Here is a 25,300-nt window from a genome sequence, read left to right as displayed (position 1 = left end):
TTGGGAGAACGTTGCGACACCTTGGTGCAGCACCTCCACTGCATAACTGTCTCGTCTCTGTTGTCTCTCTTCGTTGATTTGCGATGTCGAGCCTAGGGTGCAAATCATTCTGGCCACCAGAAGCATATGAAAAAGGGTGCTCCAAACATGGAACACCCGCATTGTTTTGCATCCAGAGCCGGCTTACTTCAGCAGCACGTCCAGCGGCACAGGTTCGCTGATTGTAAAGCTGCCGATGACACCTGGTTTGCCATCTGTAATCTCGACAATCTGCATTTCAGCAGAGTTCTGGTGGTGGATCTGATCAGAGAAGCTGCGCGGACCAAAGACTGTTGGTTCGCCATCCATCTTCTCAAGTTCGGCTGTTACGGCTGATGCTTCGACAGTTCCGGCCCGTTCGACCGCTTTGGCCCATAGATCAATCAGCAGATAACCCGGATACGCGTATGTGCTGGACGGACCAGCGCCTGTAGCCGCCTCAAACGCATCACGGAGTTCGTTTACGGCAGGACGCGTATCATCGCCGTAGATAGACCCTTGAACCGGCACAATGAAGTTGGACAAATCAGGTGCGGCGTCCAGCCAGTAGGAGCCATCAACCGCAGAGCCGTTCAGGATGGTCGAGTTGATGCCCGCTGCCCGAATTTGGCGCACAGCAGACGCAGCCCCCGGAATGTAGGAGCACAGCATGATCACGTCTGGTTCGCTCTCAAGGCCTTTGATCCGGGTGATCTGGCTGGCGATGGAGGCATCGCCATTGAGGAAGGTATCACGACCGACAATCTCGCCACCCGCTTTGGGGAACATCCAGTCGAATCCGGTGCAGATACCTTTGTTGTATTCGATTGTCGTATCAAGCAGCACATAGCCGGTTTTTGCTGAACGCTCCTTAACGGACCATTCCGCCATCGTCGCCCCTTGAACAGCCGCCAGAACAGAGGCGGAGAAACTGTTCGGGCCAACCCCTTGGATACCTGCCTTGATGTCTTCTGCGCAGAGGAAGAAGGAGTTCAGGCCCGCCGCCTCAGCCGCCAAGGCTGCAGGTGCGCCAAAGTCGTAGTCACAGGTCACGATCAGCATTTCCGCGCCTTCATCGACCAGTTGCAGACCGGCACTTGCGGACTGTGCCTGATCGCTCTTGGTATCGGCTTCGATCCATTTGATCTGCTTGCCAAGCAGACCGCCGGCCGCATTGATCTCATCAATCCGGATGCGCGCCGCGGCGACGGCAGGGGCGTCATAGGCTTCGAGCCAACCGGATTTTGCAATGGCAAAACCGATTGTTATGTCATCGGCCATGGCGGGCGCGCCAAGCGCTAACGTGAGGGCTGTTGCAGTGAAGAAGTGTTTCATTAGTCGTCTCCCTTTAGGTTTCGATGTGTTTGATTTTCCGGTTAGCGGCCACCGATCCGCAGCCGGAGTTCACGCCCGCCAGTCAGACCGGCAGGGCGTAGAATGAGAACCAGGATCATGATGATCCCGATGATGATTTCCTGAGCACCCGTTGGCAGAGCCAATGTCGTCTCGCCAATCTCCATGCCCCGCTCCATCCGCACGAGCCCCTCGATGATGATGGACAGAACAAGGACCCCCATGACAGCGCCGGTCAGGCTGCCAATGCCGCCCACGACAAGCATTGCAAGGGTAATGAAGGTAATGCCGAGGTAGAAGCTGTTGGGGTTCAGAACACCAAGCGAATGGCCAAAGAGCGCACCCGCGACACCCGCAAAGAAGGCAGAGACCACAAGAGAAATGAGCCGATGGCCATACATGTTGATACCGCTGGCGTCTGCGGCCACTTCGTCTTCGCGGCTGGCACGCAAGGCCAGTCCGGATGCGGAGTTGGCATACCACGCAGCGGCCAGAACTGTGACAGAGGCCCACCCCAGAGTAACCCATTGATCGGCATATCGTGTCAGGCCGACAACAGAAGACGTGGCCCCCGTGACGCCTTCCCAGCTGGAATAAACGGTGTAGACAATTGCCAGAAATGCGAATGTCGCGATAGAGGCGGCGATGCCGGAGAGCCGCAAGATCGCAGCACCTGAAATCAGTGCAATGACAGCCGCCAGAAGGCCCGAAGCAACAGCAGCCGGAAAACCATGCCATTCAGCAGTCGCCAGATACGGCCAGAGATCAGGTAGGAACATCCCCTTCATCTGGGGCCTCAGGGTCAGCCATGCAGAGCAATAGGCCCCGATCGCCATGTAACCGGCATGTCCGAAACTGACGAGGCCGGAGTTGCCAACGAATATCCAAAGCCCGACAACAAAGGTCACGCGGATCAGGGTTTGCGCCGCCATACGCGCCAATGATTTGTCACCCAGAAGCGTGACCAGCAATGTGAACACCACCAGAATGGCGATCAGCAAGATTGGCGTGGACCAAGCACTCAGGCGCTTTTGTTTATGTGTTTGTGCCATGTGCTAAACCCTCGGCTTCGTAGATCTCGGAGCGAACAATCCGTCGGGGCGCAGCAGCAAGCTGACAATGACCAGCGTATAAAGAAACGCATCACGGAAAGGCCGTGCTTCGAGCGGGAGGAACCCCTGCAAAATGACCGAAGCAGCGCCAATCAAAAATCCCGCCGCTACAGCACCGGGCAAACTGCCCAAACCGCCGATCACTGTGGCAATGAAGGCAACCAACATGATCTGCCCGCCCATGCGAATGTCTGCCACACCGGTTTGTGTGACCATGATCAGCGCCACAGCGGCAGCCAGCGCGCCAGACAGGGCAAAGGCGCCGGTGATAACCACATTGGCCCGCACACCCAAAAGCCGCGCCATGGTGAAATTCTCAGCCGCCGCGCGCATTTCCAGCCCGATCCGCGTGCGTTTCAAAAGCAAGGCAAGCGTCACAACAACGAGCAAAGTGGTGCAAATGACGATGATCTGTAGCAAAGGGATCGAGGCCCCTGCGATGCTGACGGGCTGGTTCAACTCTGGCCAGAGGCTTACTGCCTTGGGACGGCTGCTGTAGACCAACAGCAGTGTATTCTGGATCACGAACCCCAAGGCAAAAGATGAAATCATCATCGCCACAGGCGTGGCATTGCGCATGTGCCTGAAGACAAAGAACTCGGAGGCGACGGCGATTGCAGCGCCGATCAGCAGCAGCAGCGGGATCAGCAAAATCGCCGGCGCTTTGCCCAAGAACATGACGGCAACTGCGTCCGTCGAGGGCACAATCAATGCAAAAACGCAAAAGGCGATGTATTCGCCGTGGGCGAAATTCACCAGTTTCATCACCCCGAAGATCAGAGCAATCCCAAGTGCGGCCATGGCATAGATGCCCCCAAGGCTCAGCGCATCAAAGAGCAGCTGTGGAACGGCGTTCATGTCGCATCCTCCGACTGGTTTTGCCCAAAGTAGGCTTCCTTAAGCAGATCGCTTTCCGCAAAGCCTGCCGCATCGCCATCGCCGGCAACATGACCCCCGCGCAGCAACACCATGCGCCCGCCAACCCGGGCCGCGCGGGCCGAGCTCTGTTCAACGATGATCAGGGTCAAGCCGCGTTCGGCCTGCAGATTGACGAGCGTTTCATAGACCTGATCGACAATATTCGGAGCCAACCCAAGCGAAGGTTCATCCACCATCATCAGTTTGGGATTGGTCATCAAACCGCGCCCGATCGCCAACATCTGTTGCTGTCCGCCGGACAGTGCTCCGGCATTGGCATGCCGCCGCTCACCCAGGATAGGAAAGCTCTGGTAGATCCCGTCGATATCCGTTTCAATCGCCGCCTTGTCCTTCCGGATGCCCGTGCCCACACGCAGGTTTTCCTCGACTGTCAGCGTTCCGAAAACCTCGCGGCCTTCCGGAACCATAGTCAGACCCAAACGCGCTATCGCTTCGGGCGAGCGGCCATTCAGCACATCGCCGTCCACCTCAATGCGGCCATGGGTCGTGGCAACGGCTCCGCAAATCGCCTTGAGCAGAGAGGACTTGCCCGCCCCATTCGGCCCGGAGATGAACAGCCTCTCACCCTCTTGAACAGTAAAGGAAACATCCGACAGTGCAGGCACTTTGCCATACCGAACCGCGACATCGAAAACACCCAGCTTTGACATCACGCGTGCTCCATGTTTTCTGGCGCATGCTCTGCGCCCAGATAGGCTTCGCGTACCGCCTGGCTGGCCAGGATCTCGGTCTTGTCGCCCTCTTCGATGATCTTGCCCGCGTCCAGAACATAGACGTGGTTTGACAATGACAGGACAAGCCCGACGTTATGCTCGATCAACAGGACACCGCAGTTCAGCTCATCCGCGATCCGCCTGATGATTTGTGCCAGATCATCCGCTTCGGTTTCGGACATGCCTGCGGCGGGTTCGTCCAGCAGCAGGTAATCGGGGGCAAACATCAGCGCACGCGCAATGCCGACCCTGCGCTCGTCCGTATAGGGCAGCCCGGCTGCGGGCAGTTCGGCAAGATGCCCGGCCCCCATCCAGGACAACACGCGCAGCGCTTCGTCTTCGGAGGCGCGCCGCGAATGGCCAAGGCCCACCCCGGTCACTGCAAGATTGTCCAGTACATCCAGCCCGGAAAACAAGCGCCCGGCCTGGAACGTGCGCGCAAGACCCCGGCGGCGAATGTCATAGGGCGCTTTGGCGTTGATGTCCTGCCCATCCAGCATGACCGTGCCTGACGTGGGGTCCTGAAAGCCTGTGATGATGTTGACGCAGGTGGTTTTGCCTGCTCCGTTGGGGCCGATCAACCCGACAATTTCCGCCTTCTTTAGCGAAATCGTCACGTCATCCAGAGCCTTGAAGCCACCAAACGCAACGCTGATTGATTCCAGTTCCAATGACAAAATCTTATCCTTCGCGTTCCTGTTCCGACCGTTGTGCTCCACAGCCGCCAACCGATGGCGGCTGTGGGTCCTGGTGATGCTCACTAGGTCCAGTGTGCCACGCTGCGCCGCTCGAAACTCTCGCGGAACTGTTCGATCGTCTTGGGCAGCGGCTCGCCGGTTTCCCAATCCAGGATCACCGCATAGCGTCGCACGGCGTCCATCGCGTCGATCTCGCCGTTGCGATACATCTCGGCAACCTTTTCAGGATCAATGCGCGCCCAAGCCACGCGGTTTTCACGAATATGCGCCCGCAGTTTCTCGGTCTCGGCCTCATCGACCTCATATTCACACAAGTCCGCATCAATCTCTTTGATCACCACGCCGTAGTCCAACGCGGCTCGTTTGATAGAGACATAGTCATCCACCACATCCGTCAGAACAGCCTCTGTCTTGCGTTCAAGTGGGTCGCCAAAGCCGCCGCCCCCCGCGGTCGGGCGCGCAAACTCATCTCCCGAATACATCGGGAAGCCGGAGAAGACCGACCCAAGCCATTCGTGCGTGTCCGAGCCGGCGCGTTTGATGGTCAGACCATGCGGCATGGAGGGCAAACCACCATCAACACCCCAGACAACGGCGCGTTCGCGGTCGCATACATAGGACATGACGGATTTTTCACTTTCCAGAAGCAGGGAGGTTTTCTGCACCCCTGTCCCACCGCGCCATTTGCCCGGGCCTGCGCTGTCTTTTTTGATCTGAAATTCAAGCGTCCGGGTCGGGTTGACCCGCTCGTTGCCTTCGTTGGGCTGAGACATGAGCCCGGTTCCGAAGCAGGCTGTGGTGACGTCGCTGCCATCCTTACCGCGCCGTCCGCCCCAACCGCCGGGGAGCCATTCGTAGAACATGAATGTAGAGTCCTCCTCGCGCCGCTTGTCCGTGCCCCCCGCCAACAGGTATTCAAGATTGAATGCACAGGCGATGGCGCGCTCCGGCATGATCTCCGACCACATCTCGAAAACCGAGTTCATGATCTTTTCAAACGGCATCAGGAAGCCGGTGACCGCCGTGGGCCACTGGGCACTGACCACCGAATTTTCCGGCGCAGCGACAGAAAGCATCCGATAGAAGCCGGAGTTCAACGGCAGGTCAGGAAAGAAGGTCTTCATCCCCGCGACGACAGCCGAGAATGTGGCTCCCGGCGCGGAATTGTACATCGAACCAATCGTCGGGTGGCTGCCTTCGAAATCGTAGTGAATCTGATCACCCTTGATTGTCATCTTGATGTGGATCGGGATCATCCCCTCGCCACCTGACGGGTCCCGGTCGATGTAGTCGACGGATTTCCATGTGCCGTCGGGCAGCGCCGCAATACGCTGGCGCACGGCGCGTTCAACGTAGTCCTGCACCTCGTTCATGCCCTGCTTGACCTGCTCGCGCCCGTATTTGCGCACCAGCCGCAGGATTTCACGTTCGGCCACCTGCGTGGCCTGTGCCTGGCTGTGGATGTCACCGATAATCGACGCGGGGTCGCGTGTGTTGTTTGCGATCAGGTTGGCAACGTCGGAACAAAATTCGCCGGCACGGAATAGCCGGACAGGTGTGATCCGAACCGCCTCGCGGAACATGTCTTTCGCCGTCACATCAAAAGAACCGGGCACAGAGCCACCCAGATCAGACCAGTGCCCGTTTGACTGCGAAAACCCGATCAGCTCGTCTTCATCAAAGATCGGCCGCACCAGACGGACATCGCTGAAGTGCGTGCCGCCTGCGTAAGGATCGTTGATTGCGTAGACATCGCCGGGCATCATGTCGCCCTTGAAGACGCGAATAACGTCTTTGCAGGTAAAGTGCAGCGTGCCGACGTGCACCGCGATGTCATCGTTGCCCTGCGCAACCGAATTGCCTTCGGCATCATGCAGCGCGTTTGAAAAGTCGCGGTTGTAGATCACAAAGGAGTAACAGGTGCGCAGCATCTGCTCGGCCATCTGGTCAACGGATGTGATGAAGGAGTTCTTGAGAACTTCAAACGTGACGGGATCTAGGGCTTTTGAATCACTCATAGTATTACTCCTGCACTCGGATGAGAATGTTCATGTATTGATCGACTTCAGCAGTCGTGTTCGGCGGAATTACGGTGGTTGAATCGAACTGCTCGACAATGGCGGGGCCATCAAAGGTCGCACCGGCGGTCAGGTTTTCACGCTCGAAAATCATCGCCGTGTGGGCCTTGCCGTCAAACCAGACATCGCGTGTCTTGTCGGTCTTGGGCTTGTTCTTCCTCACCTCGTGCTTTTGCAGCTCGGCCTTGGGAACCATACCCGTCGCCGTCAGCCCCACACGGAAGATCGACACCGGTGCGTCATCCCGGCGGAAGTTGAATTCGCGCTGGTGTTCGCTGTGGAACCCGTCGATCAAGGCCTCAATATCGGTGACCTTGGACGGCGCAGATACTGCCAAGGCACGCCATTGGCCCTGATACATCATCTCGACCGTGCGCTGCATGACAATGTCCTTGGGCGCTACGCCTTCGTGCTTCAAACGATCAGCGGCCATGGCCTCCAGCCGCTCGAAGGCGGCCTCCAAATCCTCCGGCTTGGTATCAGCCGCAGCAGCCATGAAGCTGTCTGAGAAGTCGTGCTGGATATCGACCAGCAGGCAACCCAGAGCCGATGTCACACCCGGATTGGGCGGGATAATGACAGTCGGGATCGACAACTCCTTGGCAATTGCCGCACCATGCAACGCCCCGGCTCCGCCAAACGCCACAAGCGCGAAGTCCCGTGGGTCATAACCTCGGCTAATCGACAGCAAACGCACCGCATTGGCCATATTTGCGTTTGCAACCGCAACCACGGCTTCGGCGGCTTCGTGCAGCTCCATTCCGAAAGGCTCGGCCACAGTCTCTCTGACCGACGCTTCGGCCAGGGCGGGATCAAGGGTAATCTTGCCCCCCGCGAGCGATGTGCCAAGGCGGCCCAGCACAACATTGGCGTCCGTGTTTGTGGCCACTTCATTGCCGTTCTTGTAGCAGGCAGGCCCAGGGAAGGCGCCCGCAGATTGCGGTCCGTTGCGCAGTGACCCGCCTTCGTCTTTCCACGCCAGAGATCCGCCGCCCGCACCAATGGTCAGCACTTCGATCGACGGGAACCGGATCGGATAGCCATATTCGATATACCAGTCTTTGGTGACACGCGACTTGCCTTCATACACCAAGGATACGTCCGTGCTGGTCCCGCCCATGTCAAAACCGATAGAATTGTCAAACCCGCAAAGGTTGCCAATAAAGCGGCTGGCAATCGCGCCCGCGGCAATGCCCGACCCTGCCAGACGCGCGGCAAAGTCTTTAACGCTGGCCGGGGTCATCACGCCGCCGCCCGTGTGCAGCAACAGCAGATCGCGTTCGTAGCCGCCGTCAGCCAGCTTACCCTCAAGGCGCGCTACATAATCAACGACCGAAGGCGACACGACCGCGTTTGCCATCGTTGTCGAGAAACGCTCGTGCTCAAAAATCTCCGGCAGGACCTGTGAAGAGATCGTCACCGGCACATCCGGCATCACACTCAGCAGAATGTCTCGCATCCGCTCTTCATTGGCCCCATTGGTGTAAGAGTTCATAAAGCAGACAGCAACAGAGGCGACTTTGCGCTTCTTCAAAACATGCGCGATGCGCAGCGCTTCTTTTTCGTCCAGCTTTTCCAGAACCGTGCCGTTCGCGTCGACGCATTCACGGACGGTCAGACGGTCCCGACGCGGGATGTAGGGCTTGGCCACATCTTTGTAGGTGTCCCACAGATCCTCCTTGTTGGCCCGGCGGATTTCGACCACGTCGCGGAACCCTTCGGTGCAGATCATCGCAGAGCGCGCCAAATTACGTGTGATCAGCGCGTTTGTTGCCACGGTTGTCCCGTGCGAAAACATCGACACCTCGCTGAGGTCGATGCCGCCCTGATCAATCCCGTTGAGAATGGCAACCATCGGGTCATCCGGTGTCGATGACGTCTTTTCGATGCGGATCGCACCCGTTGTTTCGTCCATAATGACGACGTCGGTAAACGTCCCACCCACATCTACGGCAACTCTTGTGTTCTTCATGTCTACATCCTTCAAAAGACAACAGGGCATCAGGAAGGCGCCGGCGAAAGCCGACCCTACTTGGGGGTTTTCGGTTTTAGCTAAGGGTTACGGAGGGGCCGTCTTCTGGCCTTGCTGCGCGGCTTTGCGCGTTTCGGTCGGTGTGCAGCCGAACTGCGCACGATAGGCTTTGTTAAACTGGGATTGATCCGAAAACCCCCACCGATGGGCTATCTCGGCAATTGTGATGGGCCCTACGACGCTCAGGTCCTCGCGCGCGCGCACCAGACGCTTTTCGCGGATGAACCCGGAAACCGACCTGCCCGACTCCGAGAACAGTTGTTGCAGATAGCGCTGCGACACATTGCAGGCCTCTGCCACAAGACTTGAGGAGAGATTCTCATTGAAGAGGTTGTTGCGGATAAACTGTTCTGCGCGGTGCAGATGTGCTGCGCGGATTGTCGAGGTTTCGCTGTCCAGCACACGGTCATCTTTGCGGATTGAGAGGCACAGCAGATCAAGGATGTGCTTGCCAGCGGCCGCGCGCGCCTGCTCATCAAGCAAATCGACGTGCAGCGCCGTTGTCTTGACGGTATCCAGAAAATAACTGGCCACGCCGGCTGTGCCATCAAAACTCAGCGCGCCCAAACGGTCTGTTGGGCCGATGCGGGCCCGCACGCTTTCGGAAGACACCTTCAGCACCAACAGCTCGTTCGTCTGTTCATGCCAGAACTCGTAGGGCAAATCGCCCCGTTCTACCAGAAACTCGCCCGGTGAACATTTCGCCTGGCGGGCATTCTGGTCAAAGCCGACCGTCCCCAATCTTGGAATGGTAATCAGCAGACTGCTTTCAACTTCGTCCAGAAAGTGCCGCTTGTGCCTTTTGTAGAGAATGCCATCGCAACGCATCTGCGACAGATCGACGATACCGAGGTTCCAAGTATTGAGATCACCTGAAAAGGACTGGTCATCCGCCATCGTGGTCTCTAGGGGAAAGAACGTATCTGAGACAGCCGCCTGCCACTGGGTGGCAGTCATGAGCTTGTTTGCAGTTTTGTCCTTCTGATTCATCTAACGTCCCCAAAACACAAATGGCGAAAACACAACTGTCTCATGTGTTAAAATTATCGTAGCACCGTTCCGGCCAACCACTTTGGCAAAAAACGCACAAACTCTTGTGTCACGTGTCAATTCGCGCACTTGCGATTCTTTCATCGGGCCCAGAAAGGCCCTGGAAAATCCTAAATATCTAACTAAAACATATTTTTACCAACCATTTGCAGCGCGAGAACACCGCCAAATCGGGTCTTGGTTTTGTGAAACGGAAAGCTGCGAAGGCAACAACCTGAGCGGGATTGGGCCGCATTTTCCCCAAGATTCACGGCCGCTGCGCTTCAAAAAAACGAAGCATCCAAACAGAATCACAGGATGGAAGTGTCCTCAAACCACGACCGAAATCCCGGCGGGCGTTTCTGCTTCAAATGGGCGGCCTCGCTGGCCCGCAGACAGGATGCTCGGAACAAAACTGCTTGCTAAAAGCAAGAAAGCGGCGATAGCACTGAGGGCAAATCGCGGCCCCCTGCCGCGTGAAAAACGCCAACTTACAAGAAGTGATGCCTGCCATGGATGTGCGACCAAATTCAGACGAAGCCCGTGATATCGCTTATCATTTTCACAGCTATACCAATGCCGAAGCGCATGAAAAAATTGGTCCGCTGATCATTGAATCAGGCGAGGGAATCCACGTCACCGACTCAAACGGCAACCGCTATATCGAGGGCATGTCCGGCCTTTGGAGCGTGGCAGTCGGGTTCAACGAACAACGCCTTGTGGATGTCGCCAGCCGGCAAATGCAAAAGCTGCCTTACTACCACAACTTCTCGCACCGCTCGCATGGTCCGGCGATTGATCTTGCTGAAAAGCTGATCGAAATAGCCCCCGTGCCAATGAGCAAGGTTTTCTATACCAACTCGGGCTCCGAGGCGAACGATACGATCGTCAAGATGGTCTGGTATCGCTCGAACGCGCTCGGCAAGCCCGAGAAAAAGAAGATCATCTCGCGCCTGCGCGGCTATCACGGCGTGACAGTCGCAGCCGCGTCGATGACGGGTCTGCCCTATAACCACAAGTCCTTCGATCTGCCGATGGAGGGCATCTTGCACACCACTTGCCCGCACTACTGGCGCGAAGGTCAGGACGGCGAAAGCGAAGAAGCTTTTGCGTCACGCTGTGCCCAAGATCTTGATGATATGATCCAATCAGAGGGCCCCGAAACTGTAGCCGCATTCATCGCCGAGCCTGTCATGGGCGCGGGCGGTGTTGTTGTTCCTCCGGCGACCTACTGGGAGAAAATCCAAGCGGTTCTGGCGAAATACGATATCCTTCTTATCGCAGATGAAGTGATTTGCGGTTTTGGCCGCACGGGCAACATGTTTGGCTCTACAACCTTTGACATAAAGCCCGACATTCTCACCATGTCCAAGCAGATCACCTCCAGCTATTTCCCCTTTTCGGCTTTCATGATCAACGATCGGGTCTATCAGCCAATCGCCGACGAAAGCGGGCGCATCGGTGTTCTGGGGCATGGCTATACGGGCGGTGGCCACCCCGTCGGCGCAGCCGTAGCGCTGGAAAACATCAAGATTATCGAAGAGCGCGATCTTGTGGCCAATGCCGCCGAACGCGGTGCAGAATTGCAAGCTGGATTGACCGACCTGACGTCCCACCCTCTCGTTGGAGAGGCACGTGGCATTGGCCTCATAGGCGCACTTGAATTGATCGCCCCAGAGGGTAAATCAGGCGATTTTGCCCCTGGAAAACTCGGCGCCCAAATGAACGCAATCATGCTGCGCAACGGCCTCATCTCACGTAATATGACAGACGCGATGGCATTTTGTCCGCCATTGATAGTGGGCGCGAATGACGTGCGAGAAATCATCCAGATCACAAAAAAGAGTCTGGAGGAACTGGCCGCAGACATAAACGGGGCCGCCTAGTCAGGGGAACGACAAGCCAGAACTCTTACCCTTTCCCATCCGGGAAAAACTTGGGTCGGCCTGTCTACACATTTTCCGGGTGGCGCCTGTCACGCGAGCTGATCTTTACAAATCTCGTTCAACCAAGAGCTTCTTCGGGTGAACCTTTGCTGAGCGGCTTTCAGACCGGCGAGACTCCGTTCTTGTTGACGGCCTCTTCGTTGCTTTGGTGCGTTGCGGCGGCGCGGGCCGAGCTGTGACGCGCAGGACGCGGACGACATGCGCGACGCGCTTCTGCATGAGGCGGCAGAGGCGCGCCGCTTGCCCTCTGATCCTGACTGGGACGTCATCGAAAACTCCGGCCTCACCTGGGGCGGGCCGATCAGGGAGCAGGGTGGACCGTGGTAGGATCACCTGGAACGATTGGGCGGTTTGGGAGAGCGCACGCCCGACAACTTCAAGACGTTCGATTTCTTCGACGAAGATCGAGGCCTTGCCACAAGCGCAAAGACGCTCGAAACCCGCGCGCCGGGATATGTGGACCGGCCCAGTCGTATTTTTGGTGCTTTGAAGCGTTACATCGACCAAATTGACCACTTCGAGTACGACAACAAGAAGGGCATTGAAATCAGCGCGGACGAAATCGACATCAAACGCCTGGAACTTGCCGTGCCCGACGGAACCACCCCGGAACAGTTTACTCAAATTCAACGTGCGATAGACTACGCTGAGAGTTTGGGGATCGACGTAGAAGTGAGCCGTATCCGATGAAAAAAGTCCTGACCACAGAAGAATGGATTGCGAAACGGCGTGCTGAAGCGGCGGAGCGAAAAAAGCGCTCCAAGCCTCCCAAAGAACGCAAAAGTGCCTTTGTTACGAGCTATCGCAAATTCACGGAAATCGCCTCACAAGCGGTGTATGGTAGCGCGCATTTGGACCCCAAGGGATATCATGAGTATCTACCGCCAGACCTAACTGCGCTCGAAATCGCTGGCCACGCGCGGGCCGCCCTTTTGGCCAGCCGGTTCATCACGCCAAAACATCCAGAGTGGGACGACGTCATCCGGATTCCGACAAAGGAAGAATTCAAGGCGTGGGAGGAAGCAGACAAGGCGCGCGCTGGTGTCAAGACTTTGAAAGCGCTGTTTAACGGTGCGGGCCATGTTTCGTTAACATTGCGGGACGGCAAGATCGCAATCAAGCCAACGCGCTATCGCGGACATGGCCATTGGGAGGGTATTCGCGGCCAAGAAGATACGGTCTTGCCGGAAGACGTGTCAGTCGAAGAGCTTGGCAGGGCTATTCTGGACGCACTGGACATAAGCCGCTCAGCGTAGGTCCCTGAGTCGACGACGCCTGCTAAAGCAACCATTGGCACAAACGCAGCGAAAGCTCACAAAGTACCGCACCGCGGGCCTTTGGTGCGGACGCAGCGAATTCGTGGTTTCTGCGGTTTGCCCTTTGCGCGGAACGCAGTCTTGAGTGCCGGGCATGCTTGTGGGGCGGCCGCTCCTTCATTGCGAAAGCCTCTGATGTTGAGCGTGATGTGTGCGCGCCTGAGGGTGGCGCGGTTTTGGGGGTCAGCGCGGCAGGTCGTTGTAGGGACAAACATCTTTTTCAAAGGGCACATGCCTGCGCCGGAAGGGCGGGCCGCTGACAAGCTCAGGGCCTGTGATGCGATCCATGCGGAAGTGCCGGAAATCTTCGCGCGCCGGATCCCATGCGACAAGATACCAGAGCGGTTGCAAGATGAGCATGGCCTGCGGCTCGACATTGCGCAGGCTGCGCGCGCCTTTGGCATCCCGATACTCAAAGCGGAGGTGCTGGCGCGCCAGAAAGGCTTTTTCAAAAGCGGGCAGCAGGGCGGGGTCGATTGTGCCCAGGTCAGACAGGTCCTGTTTGGGCGAGAGTTGGCCGATGTGCAGGCAGGCGAGGAAGCGGCGCAGATCGCGCACTTTGTCAGACGGCAGGGCGCGCTCGATCTTGGCGAGGCCTGCATCTGCGAGATCGGAGAAGGGCAGGTTCTGGGCGGCGCGCACGGCGGCCACGCTGATCAGCAGCGCGAAGACTTCGGCCACAGAGAGGCGGGCGGTTGTTTGCATGGACTGGGGGTCAAGCTGCACGCCACCGCCGCGCCCGCTTTCGGAATGGATGACAAAGCCTTCGTCACGCAAGGCGGCGATGTCGCGCAGGAGCGTGCGTCTGGAGGTGCCGACCTCTTCGGCGAGCTCCGCGACGGTTGATGTGCCGTTGCGCCGAAGGCTGCGCACGATGGCGTCATGTCTCTGTCTGATATTCATTTTGCCACTCTAGCACATATGGTGACAAAATTTGGCACTTATTGGCAATAGGGCTTTCTTATCGAAATCAACAAAGGAAAATCAAAGATGCAACGCAGAGCCGTAAATCCGTGGGACTGGTCCTTGAAGCTGGGATACAATCAGGCAGAAGTCATTGAAGGGCCGCGGCGGCAGCTTATTTGTGCTGGCCAGACGGCTGTAGACGGGCAGGGCAAGCCCCAGCATCCGAACGACATGCGCGCGCAGATTGCTTTGGCGCTGGACAACCTTGAGGCCGTGCTGGCCGGAGCGGATATGTCGCTTGGAGATGTTATCCGGCTTGGGGTCTATGCCACGGATGTGGACGAGGCGTTGAAGAACTTCGACCTGCTGGGCATGCGTTTCGGGCCGCTAAACTGCGCACCGCCGATGACGCTTCTGGGGGTGACGCGTTTGGCTCTTCCGGGTTTGCTCTTTGAGATCGAGGCGACAGCGGCGGCCTAGGCCCTGTGCGAGAAGAGGGTGCGCAGCGGCTGCGCACCCTTGGGCAACGGCGAAGCGCTGACGGGGAACGGCATTTTTTGTTTTCAGAGTGCTTAAGGCTGCGAAACCGCCCGTTAAACTTTGGCCAAATCGCCAGAAACAGGGGGGTGAAAAGCGTGCACAACCCGTGCACAAAGCGTGCACTGGCTGAAACGGGGTTTTGGTCACGGAAAATTAATTAATGGGGCGTTCGGTGGGGGTGAGGTTTTGGCCTGAGCTGCCGTTGATGATACGCGCGGCGAACGGCGGGTGTGAGCCCGAGTTGCATCATTTCTTCGTTGCAGCGAATGTCCGCTCCAAGAAAAGGGAGCTCGCAATGGAAATCATGTGTCTCAATGGCTGGGGTGGAAAGCTCCATCAGGCCCTACTCCCATACCTCGCCAGTAAGGCTCCCGATATTCTGTGCTTGCAGGAGGTCATCTATAGCCCCGCGTCTCAAAAAGACTGGCTGACGTATCGTGACGGCGATCACATCCTACCGCAACGCGCCAACTTGTTTCGCGACGTCAACGCTGCTTTGCCGGAGCATGTCGCGATCTTTTGTCCGGCTGCGCAAGGGGTGCTTTGGGACGGTGATGACTCAATCCCATCGCAATGGGGCCTCGCGACCTTCGTACACCGGTCCTTCCCGATCATTGGACAAGTGCAGGGCTTCGTTCACAAGGATTTTTCTCCTGTGGGTTTTGGCGATCACCCGCGCTCCCGAAGCGCGCATGGTGTGCGGGTATGGGACTATGACGCCAACCGAGCCGTCAGCATTACCCATATGCATGGTCTGCGCGACTTGAATGGGAAAATGGATACGCCAGAGCGTGAGAAACAAGCTCGGAAGCTGCTCGACTTGTCGCGCAATCTTGCAGAACCAGACGATCTCACGGTGATCTGTGGCGATTTCAACGTCGAGCCGGACAGCGAAACGCTTTCGATCCTCAGTAGTGCCGGACTGACCGAACTGGTGACGGGGCGCGGCTTCGGCAGCACACGCAACACGCAATACAAGAAGCCAGGACGCTTTGCCGACTATATGCTCATAGACTGTGAAGATGCGGTGAACAGTTTTGACGTGATCCATGATCCTGAGGTTTCAGATCACTGCCCGCTCGTTCTGAAAGTGTAGCCTAAAACCTATAGCTGCCGTTGGCGTCGGCGATTCGAACGGCAGCTTCGTCCGCACTGTGTCAGTTCATGCGCTATGCAGCGAAGGGCAGGTCTTCCCAAATCTGCGATGGTCATAAACTTGAGGAGGGGGCTGGCATTCGAGCTGCATATTGACCTAAATTTCCTGCATGGCTTCGAAGACTACATTGAATACAAAGAACCTTGCGGCGCTCGGCGCTGAGCGGTTGGCCGACCTTCTTCTTGATATCACCAAAGGTAATGCTGACGCAAAGCGGCAGCTGAGGCTGGAGCTGGCAAGCGAAGCCGGTTCCGGAGATGTCGCTCGGGAGATCCGCAAGCGGCTCAGTAGCATTGCAAGATCACGATCGTTTATTGACTGGCAGGGCCGCAATGCTTTCGCGGCTGACTTAGACATGCAGAGACGCGCCATCGTTTCTCAAGTTGGGCCGGTCGATCCAGCAGGGGCGTTTGATCTGATTTGGCGGTTCGTGGCTCTTGCGAATGGGGTCTATGAACGTTGCGATGACAGTACGGGCAAGGTGCAGTCGATTTTTTACGAAGCCTGTGAAGGCTTGATCGATATGGCCGAGGTTGCCGCGCCGGACCCGCTTGTCCTGGCAGACCAGTTGCTGGAGGCCTTGGCCGATGATGATTATGGGCATTATCCAACTTTGATATCAGGTCTTGCTTCAGTCTTGGGTTCAGAAGGATTGCAGCACCTTAAAGCTGGGATCACCACTTCGGGAATTGATCTGTCGAACAACTACGCGCTGCGCATGGCGCTCGAGCAGATTGCGGATGTCGAAGGTGATGTAGACGCCTACATTGACCAACAAAGTGATCTGGCACGAAAGGCACCACAGGTTGCTGCTGAAATCGCGCGTCGTCTTCTTGAAGCGGGGCGGGTTGAGGAAGCATGGGAGGCCATCAATGCGCCCGATGAGAAAGATCGCGGATGGATTCCCTATGACTGGGAAGTGACCCGGATCAGCGTGATGCGCGCGATGGGGCAGCCCGAGGTGGCGCGGGACTTTATGTGGACGTGTTTTGCACGCAGCCTAAATGCAGACCATCTACGCGCATGGCTCAGCGGACTACCTGATTTTGAAGACGTCGAAGCAGAGAGCCGAGCCCTTGAACACGCGCTTGGGTTTGAGAGTTTCACGACAGCTCTCCATTTTCTGATGACTTGGCCCGCGATTGAGCAGGCTGCAGTTCTTATCACAAACCGTGCCGCAGAGATTGATGGAAATCACTATGAGCTTTTGGGACCGGTGTCCGACGCCCTTGAGGATCGCCATCCACTGGCCGCCACACTTTTGAAACGCGGCTTGATCGATTTTGCGTTGCAAAATTCACGGGTCAAACGGTATCGCCATGCTGCGCGTCACTTGCGTGAGTGCAAGAACCTAGCCGCGAGAGTTGACGACTTCGCACAATTTGATACGCATGAGGCTTATCTTGATGGCTTGAAACAGTCTCATGGAAAGAAGACCTCATTTTGGGGGGCGGTTGCTTAGTGTTCAGCTCACGGTGAGGGTAAGAGGACCCGTGTTCGTTCTTTGTTCTTTTTCGCATAATGAAGTTTATGTTAATTTCCAGGCCTCGCCATCTTGTACCACCCGCGACTCAGACAACAGCTTCTCCAGATGCGCCGCAACGTTTCGTTCTGCGGCCATTGCGATATGTGGGTCGGTTTTCTGGTAGACGGAAGCGGCGATATTCTGGACCGAATCCGGGGTGTTTGAGAGGTGGGCGAGGATCTCCGCCTCGCGACGCATGCGGTTGGAAAGCAACCGTTTGACGTAAGGTTGCGGATCCCGGAGTATAGGTCCGTGCCCCGGAAAGTAGATCCTATCGTCGCGCTCAATCAGCCGCTGTAGCTGCGCGCAGTAGTCGTGCATGTTTCCGTCAGGGGGGCTGACGATCGAACTGTTCCAACTCATAACGTGGTCGCCCGTGAAGAGCACTCCGTCAGGTCTCGCGAAACAAAGGTGGTCGCTCGCGTGACCAGGTGTGTGCAGGACGGTAAGACCGGCAATGACCTGTCCGTCCTCCAGAAACCGGTCAGGTCGAAATGCATCGTCAGGGAATGCCCGTGAGGCATAAACAGGTGCGTCTGTCCGTGCTCGCAGGGCTGGGACGACTCCAAAATGATCAGAATGGTGGTGTGTGAGCAGAATCCCGGATGGTTTGGCCCCCAAATTTTTGATGATTGCCTCGAAATGTGTACTGTCTTCTGCTGGGCCGGGGTCGATTATGAACCGACCATCAGGCGTATCAATGATGTAGCTATTTGTCCCGTGGTAGGTCATCTTTCCGGGATTGTTCGCGACGATCCTCAGAATTCCAGGGGCCAATTCGACTCCCTTCGCGCGGCAAGGCTCCGGCTCTGAGAAAAACATGCTGCTTCTTTTCATTGTGTGCGACCAGGTATTGATTGCGAACAATTTGGTTCGCACAGTTTTGCGCATTGCTCTCGCATGGCGCCGGAAACCTCAGGCTGGCGTCCGGTGCCTGTCAAATCCGGCATCGGACCATTTCAACTTATATTGGACCAAGACCGTATGAGACTGAAACAGTCTGATACAGTCTTGGGCTGGCAGTCACACAGCGCGGCGATTATGGTAAGCAGTATACAGAACTACAGCAATTGTCGCCTTCGTCAGATCCCCGAGAAGGAACGGGTAAAGACCGGCGTTCAGCAACTTTTCGCCATAGCCGACAAAGCCACCCAACCAGAACAGCCCTGCGCAATACATGAGTATCGAGCCCAAAAAGACCGCGACAGATGCTCTGAATGAAGGCCAAAGTCCTTGCAGTGCTTGAACAACCCAACCGGCAGCCGCCGCTGCAAGTGCGAAGCCTATCAGGTATCCGCCTGTGGGACCCGCAATATACGCCAGTCCGGCCGGAGCCGGAGGCGTGCCTGCGAAGACCGGCAGGCCAAGCAGACCTTCAAAAAGGTATGTCACAACAACAAGACTACTGCGCACCGGCCCCAGGAAAAGGCCCAGACCCAAGACAACCAGGGTCTGTGTAGACATAGGTACGGGGTAGAACGGCACCACGATTTTGGCGGATAGTGCCAAAAGAATTGTGCCGACGAGTATTATCGAGATTTCTCGGGTCAGTCTTGCGACTGATTGGCTTTGAGTGGTTTCCAGATTCATCTTTTTCGTCCTTGTTTCTGAAGATTGTTATTTTTTGGATAGTAAGCTCACATGCGCTTGGCGACTTCTTCCAACATGACTTCGCTCGCCCCGCCGCCGATGGCCTGCACACGGGCATCGCGTGACATGCGTTCCACCGGTGTTTCGCGCATATAACCCATGCCGCCGTGAAACTGGACGCAGTCATAAAGCACGCTGTTCACCAGTTCGCCGCAATAGGCTTTGACCATTGAGACCTCTTTCACGCAGTCACCGCCCGCGGCATCCAGACCGGCGGCGTGATAGACCAGCTGACGTCCTGCCGCGATCCGCGTCTGACAGTCGGCCAGCCGTTGGCGCACGGCCTGCTTGTCCCACAGAACGCCGCCAAAGGCCCTGCGCTGCTTGACGTAATCCACGGTCATGTCCAGCGCGGTTTGCGCTTCGGCACAGGCCATCGCACCCAGGACGATGCGTTCGTTCTGGAAGTTCTTCATCACCGAATAGAAGCCGCGGTTGACCTCGCCCAGAACGTTTTCGGCCGGGATGCGGACATCTTCGAAGATCAGTTCGGCAGTGTCCGAGCACAGCCAGCCGGTCTTGTTCAACGCCCGTCCGACCGAAAAGCCCGGCGTGCCTTTTTCGACCGCAAACATGGTGATCCCGCGCGACCCCTTGGCATCGGGATCGGTCTTGGCGCCGACAAAGTAGAGATCGCCATGCACGCCGTTGGTGATGAACATCTTGGTGCCGTTCAGCACCCAATCCGACCCGTCCCGCACCGCGCGGGTGCGCATGCCGGCCACGTCCGAGCCCGCGCCCGGCTCGGTCACGGCGACGGCGGTGATCATTTCGCCAGAGGTGATCGACGGCATCCACCGCGCCTTCTGTTCGGGCGTGCCGGCGTTTTCCAGATGCGGCGAGGCCATGTCGGTGTGGACCAGAACCGTGGCCGAGAATCCGCCGAAGGTGGATCGCCCGACCTCTTCGGCCAAAACCACGCTGGACATCACGTCCAGCCCCGCGCCGCCATACTGTTCGTCATAGCGCATCCCCAGAACGCCGAGATCACCCATCCGGCGCAGCACGTCGCGGGGCACCATGCCCTCCTCCTCCCAGGGCTCGGCCTTGGCGGTCACCTCGGTTTCGATGAACCGGCGCAGCTGGTCGCGGATCAAGTTGAGGTCTTCGTTGAACGGGCCGGAGGCCGCGGTGATGTTGTCTTGTCTGGTCATGTGTTTTCCTCTGGATCGAGTTTGATAAGTGGGGCGTGCCCGGCAACCGTGTCGCCCGGTGCACAATAGATTTCCGTCACTACGCCCGCGACCGGCGCGGGCAGGCTTTGCAACAGCTTCATGGCCTCAAGCACCACAAGCGTGTCACCGGCTTTAACGCGGTCGCCGCGTGCGACACGCACCTCGGCAACGGCGCCGGGCATGGGTGCGGACAACAGGTCAGCGACGCCAGACCCGCCGGTGGCACGTTGCAGATGCTGGTCTTCCAGCGTGCGCAGGTCTGTCGCGGTCATTCCGGCAGGGGTTTGCAGGTGCACCCGCCAGTGACCCGGCGCGCGCGAGACATAGGCGGTGCGCGAAAACGGAACCCCGTCGATGCGTCCGCTCAGACGGCATCCTGTTAAGGCGGCACTCTCGACCGCGATGGTCTGGCCGTCCAGTTGTACGGCTGTCAACACCGACCCGGAGTCGTTTACGCGGATCGGGTCGTCTTTGGTCGTCTCCCAATAGGATGCTGCACCGGGCCACCCCGCAGGGGCCGTGAGCCGCCATGACCCCAGGCTTTCCCAGGGCGACGCGCCCGCCGGGGCGAGATGCAGATGCAGCGCCATCGCGGCAAGGGCCATGTCCCGGGGATCAGCGGACGGTTCAGTCCAGCCGCCTGGAAACATCTCGGGCAGGCCTGAGGTATGGTGCCGGAACGCCTCAAAATCCGGGTGTGTCAGCAACGCGCGCTGATAGGCCAGGTTCAGACCGACGCCACCGACTGCAAAGGCATCCATTGCGACAACCGCCCGGCGGATCGCACCGGCCCGATCCGGCGCGTGGACGATCAGCTTGGCAATCATCGAATCGTAATGGTGGCTGACGACCGAGCCTGCCTCGACCCCGGTATCGAGCCGCACGCCGGCGGGCGGAGCCCAAAGGCTGATCTCGCCCGTTTCGGGGCGGAAATTCTCGGCCGGGTTTTCGGCGGCGATGCGGATTTCAATGGCGTGCCCGTCAAACTGCACATCGCCTTGCGTCAGCGCCAGCGGCTCGCCCCGCGCGATGCGCAACTGCCATTCGACCAGATCGATGCCGGTGATCGCCTCGGTCACGGGGTGTTCCACCTGCAACCGGGTATTCATTTCCAGAAAGTAGTATTCACCGCGCCCGGGGTCATAGAGGTATTCCACCGTCCCGGCGGAGCGATAGCCGATCGCCTGCGCCAACCGCACCGCTGCCGCACGCATGCGGTCGCGCACAGCCTCGGGAAGATCGGCGGCGGGGGCTTCTTCGATCAGCTTTTGGTGGTTGCGTTGCAGCGAACAATCGCGGTCGCCCAGATGCAGCACGGTGCCGTGAGTGTCGCCCAGAACCTGCACTTCGACGTGGCGGGCACGGGGTGCATAGCGTTCGAGGAACACCGCCGGATCGTCGAAGGCGCTCTGCGCTTCGGCCCGGGCAGATGCAATCGCTTCGGGTGCGTCGCCCGGATCGGAGACCAGCCGCATCCCGCGTCCGCCGCCGCCGGCGCTGGCCTTGACCAGAAAGGGGGTGCCTAGCGCCTCGGCCTCTTGCAGCAGGCGCGCGTCGGACTGATCCTCGCCTCGATAGCCGGGCAGGACGGGCACGCCTGCGGCTTCGGCGGCAGCCTTGGCCTCGATCTTGGAGCCCATCCGCGCGATAGCGTCGGGTTCCGGCCCGATGAACACAAGGCCCGCCGCCTCGACCGCCGCCGCGAAACCGGCATTCTCAGACAGAAAACCATAGCCCGGGTGCACCGCACACGCGCCCGTCGCCCGCGCGGCCTCAAGGATGGCCTCGACGTTCAAATAACTGTCCGACGGGGCGGCCCCACCGATGCAGACGGCATGATCGGCCTCGGCCACGAAGGGCGCGTCGCGGTCCGCGTCCGAAAACACCGCTACGTTTTCCAGCCCCAGTTTGCGGCACCCGCGCTGGATGCGCCGGGCAATCTCGCCCCGGTTGGCGATCAGAACGCGGGTGAAGCTCATTTCACCCGCCATGACGGAACGCCCTTGTTGATGAAACTGTTGATGCCTTCGATACCTTCCTCAGTCTCCCACGCATCGGCCAGCCGGTCGGCGGTGTAGATCATGTTGGTCTCCAGATCGTGGGACGCGACATAGGCGATCAGCGCCTTGGTATCGGCCACGGCACCCGGCGCGGCCTGAAGGTGATCATGCACCACCCGGTTCACCGTGGCGTCCAGGTCGCCCGGCGCGACAACCTCGGTCAACAGACCGATCCGCTCGGCGCGGGCCGTGTCGAACAACGCCCCCGACAGCATGGTTTCACGCGAATGCACCTTGCCGATGCGGGCCACCACATAAGGCGATATATTCGCGGGCAGAAGGCCCAGTTTTACCTCGGTCAGACCGAAGCGCGCGCCTTCGGCGCCGATGGTGTAGTCGCAGACGGAGATCATGCCGACACCGCCACCGTAAGCCGGGCCGTTGATCCTCCCGATCAAGGGTTTGGGCAGCGTGTCAAGACGGCGCAACAGCCGCGCCAGCGTGGCGCTTTGTGCGACCCTTTCACTACGGGTTTTCTCGACATTAGAGGCGAACCAGTTGAAATCGCCGCCCGCGCAGAAGCTCTTGCCCGCGCCGGTCAGGACCACAATACGCACATCGTCATCTGCAGCCAGCTTTTCGGCGGCATCGTATAGCTCTGCGATCAATTCGCCATTCAGCGCATTGTGTTTGTCGGGGCGGTTGAGCGTCAGCGTGGCGACGCCACGCGCATCGGTTTCGATAAGGATCGTGTTGTAGGTATTGGTCAACTTGAAGCCTCACATTCTGAATACAGGCGTATGGCGACCGGCTTCGGGCACCGATGTCACGATGGCCAGACACAGGCCAAGGATATCGCGGGTTTGCGCGGGTTCGATCAGCCCGTCATCCCAAAGCCGCGAGGTGGCATAATAGGGATCGGACTGTTCACCGTACTGGGCCCGAACCTGCTCCTCGATCAGCTTCATGTCGGCCTCCATCTTGCCCGGGTCGCCCCCTTTCTGGCGGCGCAGTTCCAGCATCACATTTGTGGCGATGTCGGCAGACATGGTGGCCAGTTCCGCCGTGGGCCAGGCAAAGAGAAAATTCGGGGCGAAACCACGTCCGCACATGCCGTAGTTGCCTGCCCCGTATGAGCCGCCCAAGAGGACCGACAGGCGCGGCACCTTGGCAACCGACATGGCATAGACCAGCTTGGCGCTGTCTTTGGCAATGCCGCCGCGCTCGGCTTCGGTGCCGACCATGAAGCCCGAGATGTTGTGGAGGAACAAAAGCGGGATGTTGCGTTGATCGCACATCGACACGAATTGCGCGCCCTTGAGCGAACTGTCGGACACAAGCGCCCCATTATTTGCGAGAATGCCCACTCGATAGCCGTGAATCCGCGCGGTGCCGCAGACCAGCGTCTCACCCCATCCGGGCTTGAATTCGCGGAATTCGCCGGCGTCGATCATGCGCAGCAGAACCTCGCGCATGTCATAGGGCTGTTTGCGATCGGCGCTGATGACGCCAAGCAGTTCCTCTGGGTTGCGCGCCGGCGGCGCGCAGGTTGCATCGGGACCCATCGGGCGCGACAGGCCCAGTTCGGATACGATGTCGCGCATCAGAGCAAGCGCATGATACTCGTCCTCGGCCAGATGGTCAGACACACCGGAGACGCGCGAATGCATCTCGGCCCCCCCCAATGTTTCTCCATCAACCTCTTCGTTGATCGCCACCTTGACGATCGAGGGGCCGCCCAGATGGATGCGTGCGTTGCCGCGTACCATGATGACTTCGTCCGACAGGGCCGGGATATAGGCCCCACCGGCCGTGCAGCCTCCAAAGACCGCCGAGATCTGCGGCAGGCCGCTCGCGGACATGTTGGTTTGACGATAAAAGGAATTGCCGAAATGGCGGGCATCGGGGAAAACCCGGTCCTGCTCTGGCAGATAGGCACCGCCGCAATCCACCAGATAGAGGCAGGGCAGCCGGTTCTCGGCTGCGATTTCCTGGGCGCGGATGTGTTTCTGCACGGTTTCGTGATAGAAAGACCCACCCTTCACTGTCGCATCGTTGGCGATCACAACGCAGGGCAGCCCGTGGACGATCCCGATACCGGTCACGATCCCCGCACCGGGCACCTCGCCCCCGTATTGACCGTAGGCGGCAAGCGACGACAGCTCAAGAAACGCAGTGCCCGGATCCACCAGCAGGTCGATCCGTTCGCGGACCAACAGCTTGCCGCGCTTGCGATGCCGCGCGACCATATCGGGGCGGCCGCCAGCCGTTGCTTCGGCGATCCGCGCACGCAGCGTTTCGACGCGCTCGCTTTGTGCGGCGTGGTTGCGGGTGTAGGTCTCTGATGCGGTCAGCACCGCTGTTTCAAGACGTGCCATGAAGTCAGGTATCCTGTCTTTGGAGTATCCCGTTGAGGAACACATCGGCATAGGTGCGTGACAACGCATCGGCGCTACCGCGGTCCGGGTCGAACCAATCGAGCGTGGCGTTCAATGTACCGATCAGCATCAGGCGCAGGCGACGGATATCGACGTCTTGCTTCAGCGTGCCATCTTTCTTAAGCTGGGACAGAAGACTGTCCCACTCTGCCTCATAGGCCCTGCGCGTGGGCAAGTTGGCATCCCGGACGGATTGCGGCACCTGCCCGAAAATACGCACATTCGCCGATGTATAATCGCTCACATCAATAAGCGCGCGCAGATGCGCCCGGATCGCGGCGCGCAGTACCGTTTCGCCGTCGGCATCGGCCCGCAGGTCGGTGACGGCGTCTCTCATGCTCTCGTGAACGACTCGAATCCCTGCATCAAGAACGGTCGCGACGATCTCGTCCTTGGAACCGAAATGATAATATATGCTACCCGCCTTGATCCCGGCGGCCTCGGCAATTTTTCGGAGCGAAACGGACCCGTAGCCTTGTTCGCGGAAAAGCCGCGCGGCAATGTCCAGCACCCCATCCCGTCCAACCGCGCTGCGCGATGTCTCGTTGATTTTGATTGCCGTGTTTTGTGCCATATACTTTCGTATCGCCCCAACGCCTAACTAACGCCTGTTAGGTTAATAACGCAAATGAGTAAATCGTCGTGATCGTGCCAGACTAGAGTTTGCGGAAAATTC

General features: G+C 58.4%; 23 protein-coding genes. 7 read left to right on the top strand and 16 right to left on the bottom strand.

Features of this window, described 5'->3' with window-relative positions:
• Positions 1 to 183 precede the first annotated feature (183 nt).
• From FIU94_RS17195 to FIU94_RS17160, 8 genes are all read right to left on the bottom strand, one after another.
• Positions 184 to 1,353, bottom strand: coding sequence for an ABC transporter substrate-binding protein (locus FIU94_RS17195; protein ID WP_152467149.1), 1,170 nt, complete (start codon positions 1,351 to 1,353; stop codon positions 184 to 186).
• A 41-nt stretch (positions 1,354 to 1,394) separates the two neighbouring features.
• On the bottom strand, positions 1,395 to 2,423 hold the full coding sequence (locus FIU94_RS17190; RefSeq protein WP_007120584.1) for a branched-chain amino acid ABC transporter permease: 1,029 nt from the start codon (positions 2,421 to 2,423) through the stop codon (positions 1,395 to 1,397).
• Between the two features lie 3 nt (positions 2,424 to 2,426).
• Positions 2,427 to 3,341 (bottom strand): branched-chain amino acid ABC transporter permease, encoded by a 915-nt coding sequence (locus FIU94_RS17185; RefSeq protein WP_007120583.1) that lies wholly within the window; start codon positions 3,339 to 3,341, stop codon positions 2,427 to 2,429.
• A complete protein-coding gene (locus FIU94_RS17180) occupies positions 3,338 to 4,072 on the bottom strand; it encodes an ABC transporter ATP-binding protein (RefSeq protein WP_007120582.1) in 735 nt (244 codons plus the stop codon). The genes FIU94_RS17185 and FIU94_RS17180 overlap by 4 nt, the downstream gene beginning before the upstream one ends.
• Positions 4,072 to 4,806 (bottom strand): ABC transporter ATP-binding protein, encoded by a 735-nt coding sequence (locus tag FIU94_RS17175; RefSeq protein WP_232272177.1) that lies wholly within the window; start codon positions 4,804 to 4,806, stop codon positions 4,072 to 4,074. Before FIU94_RS17175 ends, FIU94_RS17180 begins: the two co-directional genes overlap by 1 nt.
• A gap of 89 nt (positions 4,807 to 4,895) precedes the next feature.
• On the bottom strand, positions 4,896 to 6,851 hold the full coding sequence (locus FIU94_RS17170) for a hydantoinase B/oxoprolinase family protein (protein WP_152467148.1): 1,956 nt from the start codon (positions 6,849 to 6,851) through the stop codon (positions 4,896 to 4,898).
• A gap of 4 nt (positions 6,852 to 6,855) precedes the next feature.
• Positions 6,856 to 8,883, bottom strand: coding sequence for a hydantoinase/oxoprolinase family protein (locus FIU94_RS17165; protein WP_152467147.1), 2,028 nt, complete (start codon positions 8,881 to 8,883; stop codon positions 6,856 to 6,858).
• An 87-nt stretch (positions 8,884 to 8,970) separates the two neighbouring features.
• Positions 8,971 to 9,933, bottom strand: coding sequence for a helix-turn-helix domain-containing protein (locus FIU94_RS17160; protein WP_152467146.1), 963 nt, complete (start codon positions 9,931 to 9,933; stop codon positions 8,971 to 8,973).
• A gap of 551 nt (positions 9,934 to 10,484) precedes the next feature.
• Between FIU94_RS17160 and FIU94_RS17155 the strand changes: the two genes are divergently transcribed.
• The 4 genes from FIU94_RS17155 (at position 10,485) to FIU94_RS17145 (ending at position 13,174) form a co-directional block, all read left to right on the top strand.
• Positions 10,485 to 11,858 (top strand): aspartate aminotransferase family protein, encoded by a 1,374-nt coding sequence (locus FIU94_RS17155; protein WP_040701702.1) that lies wholly within the window; start codon positions 10,485 to 10,487, stop codon positions 11,856 to 11,858.
• Positions 11,859 to 12,116: 258 nt separating this feature from the next.
• Positions 12,117 to 12,245 (top strand): hypothetical protein, encoded by a 129-nt coding sequence (locus FIU94_RS21145; RefSeq protein ID WP_007120576.1) that lies wholly within the window; start codon positions 12,117 to 12,119, stop codon positions 12,243 to 12,245.
• Between the two features lie 15 nt (positions 12,246 to 12,260).
• The gene (locus FIU94_RS17150) at positions 12,261 to 12,608 is read left to right on the top strand and encodes a hypothetical protein (protein ID WP_040701632.1); all 348 of its coding nucleotides are present in this window, start codon (positions 12,261 to 12,263) and stop codon (positions 12,606 to 12,608) included.
• Complete coding sequence (locus FIU94_RS17145; RefSeq protein WP_007120574.1) at positions 12,605 to 13,174, top strand: contact-dependent growth inhibition system immunity protein; 570 nt, start codon at positions 12,605 to 12,607, stop codon at positions 13,172 to 13,174. The genes FIU94_RS17150 and FIU94_RS17145 overlap by 4 nt, the downstream gene beginning before the upstream one ends.
• Before the next feature lie 243 nt (positions 13,175 to 13,417).
• On the opposite strand, the gene FIU94_RS17140 is transcribed toward FIU94_RS17145, so the two are convergent.
• Positions 13,418 to 14,137 (bottom strand): YafY family protein, encoded by a 720-nt coding sequence (locus tag FIU94_RS17140; RefSeq protein ID WP_040701630.1) that lies wholly within the window; start codon positions 14,135 to 14,137, stop codon positions 13,418 to 13,420.
• Between the two features lie 87 nt (positions 14,138 to 14,224).
• Here FIU94_RS17140 and FIU94_RS17135 point away from each other — a divergent pair, with 87 nt between their 5' ends.
• From FIU94_RS17135 to FIU94_RS17125, 3 genes are all read left to right on the top strand, one after another.
• On the top strand, positions 14,225 to 14,620 hold the full coding sequence (locus FIU94_RS17135; protein ID WP_007120572.1) for a RidA family protein: 396 nt from the start codon (positions 14,225 to 14,227) through the stop codon (positions 14,618 to 14,620).
• 355 nt (positions 14,621 to 14,975) lie between these two features.
• Complete coding sequence (locus tag FIU94_RS17130) at positions 14,976 to 15,776, top strand: endonuclease/exonuclease/phosphatase family protein (protein ID WP_152467145.1); 801 nt, start codon at positions 14,976 to 14,978, stop codon at positions 15,774 to 15,776.
• Between the two features lie 187 nt (positions 15,777 to 15,963).
• Positions 15,964 to 17,298 carry a DUF6880 family protein gene (locus FIU94_RS17125; protein WP_254702677.1) on the top strand — a complete coding sequence of 445 codons (1,335 nt, stop codon included), beginning with the start codon at positions 15,964 to 15,966 and terminating at the stop codon, positions 17,296 to 17,298.
• A gap of 66 nt (positions 17,299 to 17,364) precedes the next feature.
• Here the strand turns inward: FIU94_RS17125 and FIU94_RS17120 are convergent, their stop codons facing one another.
• From FIU94_RS17120 to FIU94_RS17090, 7 genes are all read right to left on the bottom strand, one after another.
• Positions 17,365 to 18,183, bottom strand: coding sequence for an MBL fold metallo-hydrolase (locus FIU94_RS17120; RefSeq protein ID WP_136340210.1), 819 nt, complete (start codon positions 18,181 to 18,183; stop codon positions 17,365 to 17,367).
• Between the two features lie 201 nt (positions 18,184 to 18,384).
• Positions 18,385 to 18,951, bottom strand: coding sequence for a biotin transporter BioY (locus tag FIU94_RS17115; protein WP_136340106.1), 567 nt, complete (start codon positions 18,949 to 18,951; stop codon positions 18,385 to 18,387).
• A gap of 47 nt (positions 18,952 to 18,998) precedes the next feature.
• Positions 18,999 to 20,165: an acyl-CoA dehydrogenase family protein gene (locus FIU94_RS17110; RefSeq protein WP_152467144.1), complete on the bottom strand. Its 1,167-nt coding sequence runs from the start codon at positions 20,163 to 20,165 to the stop codon at positions 18,999 to 19,001.
• Positions 20,162 to 22,165: a biotin carboxylase N-terminal domain-containing protein gene (locus FIU94_RS17105; RefSeq protein WP_254702676.1), complete on the bottom strand. Its 2,004-nt coding sequence runs from the start codon at positions 22,163 to 22,165 to the stop codon at positions 20,162 to 20,164. The genes FIU94_RS17110 and FIU94_RS17105 overlap by 4 nt, the downstream gene beginning before the upstream one ends.
• Complete coding sequence (locus tag FIU94_RS17100; RefSeq protein WP_028288551.1) at positions 22,162 to 22,956, bottom strand: crotonase/enoyl-CoA hydratase family protein; 795 nt, start codon at positions 22,954 to 22,956, stop codon at positions 22,162 to 22,164. Before FIU94_RS17100 ends, FIU94_RS17105 begins: the two co-directional genes overlap by 4 nt.
• A 9-nt stretch (positions 22,957 to 22,965) precedes the next feature.
• Complete coding sequence (locus tag FIU94_RS17095) at positions 22,966 to 24,564, bottom strand: acyl-CoA carboxylase subunit beta (protein ID WP_043753606.1); 1,599 nt, start codon at positions 24,562 to 24,564, stop codon at positions 22,966 to 22,968.
• Positions 24,565 to 24,568: 4 nt separating this feature from the next.
• Complete coding sequence (locus FIU94_RS17090; protein WP_152467142.1) at positions 24,569 to 25,198, bottom strand: TetR/AcrR family transcriptional regulator; 630 nt, start codon at positions 25,196 to 25,198, stop codon at positions 24,569 to 24,571.
• Positions 25,199 to 25,300 lie beyond the last annotated feature (102 nt).

This window comes from Sulfitobacter sp. THAF37 (assembly GCF_009363555.1).
Lineage (GTDB): Bacteria > Pseudomonadota > Alphaproteobacteria > Rhodobacterales > Rhodobacteraceae > Sulfitobacter.
This window is presented reverse-complemented; position numbering and strand designations above follow the sequence as displayed.

Excerpts from the sequence above, each read along its gene's own strand:
- FIU94_RS17110 (WP_152467144.1), bottom strand. The coding sequence starts at position 20,165 with ATGACCAGACAAGACAACATCACCGCGGCCTCCGGCCCGTTCAACGAA.
- FIU94_RS17145 (WP_007120574.1), top strand. The coding sequence starts at position 12,605 with ATGAAAAAAGTCCTGACCACAGAAGAATGGATTGCGAAACGGCGTGCT.
- FIU94_RS17195 (WP_152467149.1), bottom strand. The coding sequence starts at position 1,353 with ATGAAACACTTCTTCACTGCAACAGCCCTCACGTTAGCGCTTGGCGCG.
- FIU94_RS17160 (WP_152467146.1), bottom strand. The coding sequence starts at position 9,933 with ATGAATCAGAAGGACAAAACTGCAAACAAGCTCATGACTGCCACCCAG.
- FIU94_RS17165 (WP_152467147.1), bottom strand. The coding sequence starts at position 8,883 with ATGAAGAACACAAGAGTTGCCGTAGATGTGGGTGGGACGTTTACCGAC.
- FIU94_RS17140 (WP_040701630.1), bottom strand. The coding sequence starts at position 14,137 with ATGAATATCAGACAGAGACATGACGCCATCGTGCGCAGCCTTCGGCGC.
- FIU94_RS17135 (WP_007120572.1), top strand. The coding sequence starts at position 14,225 with ATGCAACGCAGAGCCGTAAATCCGTGGGACTGGTCCTTGAAGCTGGGA.
- FIU94_RS17185 (WP_007120583.1), bottom strand. The coding sequence starts at position 3,341 with ATGAACGCCGTTCCACAGCTGCTCTTTGATGCGCTGAGCCTTGGGGGC.
- FIU94_RS21145 (WP_007120576.1), top strand. The coding sequence starts at position 12,117 with ATGCGCGACGCGCTTCTGCATGAGGCGGCAGAGGCGCGCCGCTTGCCC.
- FIU94_RS17170 (WP_152467148.1), bottom strand. The coding sequence starts at position 6,851 with ATGAGTGATTCAAAAGCCCTAGATCCCGTCACGTTTGAAGTTCTCAAG.
- FIU94_RS17120 (WP_136340210.1), bottom strand. The coding sequence starts at position 18,183 with ATGTTTTTCTCAGAGCCGGAGCCTTGCCGCGCGAAGGGAGTCGAATTG.
- FIU94_RS17180 (WP_007120582.1), bottom strand. The coding sequence starts at position 4,072 with ATGTCAAAGCTGGGTGTTTTCGATGTCGCGGTTCGGTATGGCAAAGTG.
- FIU94_RS17190 (WP_007120584.1), bottom strand. The coding sequence starts at position 2,423 with ATGGCACAAACACATAAACAAAAGCGCCTGAGTGCTTGGTCCACGCCA.
- FIU94_RS17095 (WP_043753606.1), bottom strand. The coding sequence starts at position 24,564 with ATGGCACGTCTTGAAACAGCGGTGCTGACCGCATCAGAGACCTACACC.
- FIU94_RS17155 (WP_040701702.1), top strand. The coding sequence starts at position 10,485 with ATGGATGTGCGACCAAATTCAGACGAAGCCCGTGATATCGCTTATCAT.
- FIU94_RS17115 (WP_136340106.1), bottom strand. The coding sequence starts at position 18,951 with ATGAATCTGGAAACCACTCAAAGCCAATCAGTCGCAAGACTGACCCGA.
- FIU94_RS17090 (WP_152467142.1), bottom strand. The coding sequence starts at position 25,198 with ATGGCACAAAACACGGCAATCAAAATCAACGAGACATCGCGCAGCGCG.
- FIU94_RS17105 (WP_254702676.1), bottom strand. The coding sequence starts at position 22,165 with ATGAGCTTCACCCGCGTTCTGATCGCCAACCGGGGCGAGATTGCCCGG.
- FIU94_RS17130 (WP_152467145.1), top strand. The coding sequence starts at position 14,976 with ATGGAAATCATGTGTCTCAATGGCTGGGGTGGAAAGCTCCATCAGGCC.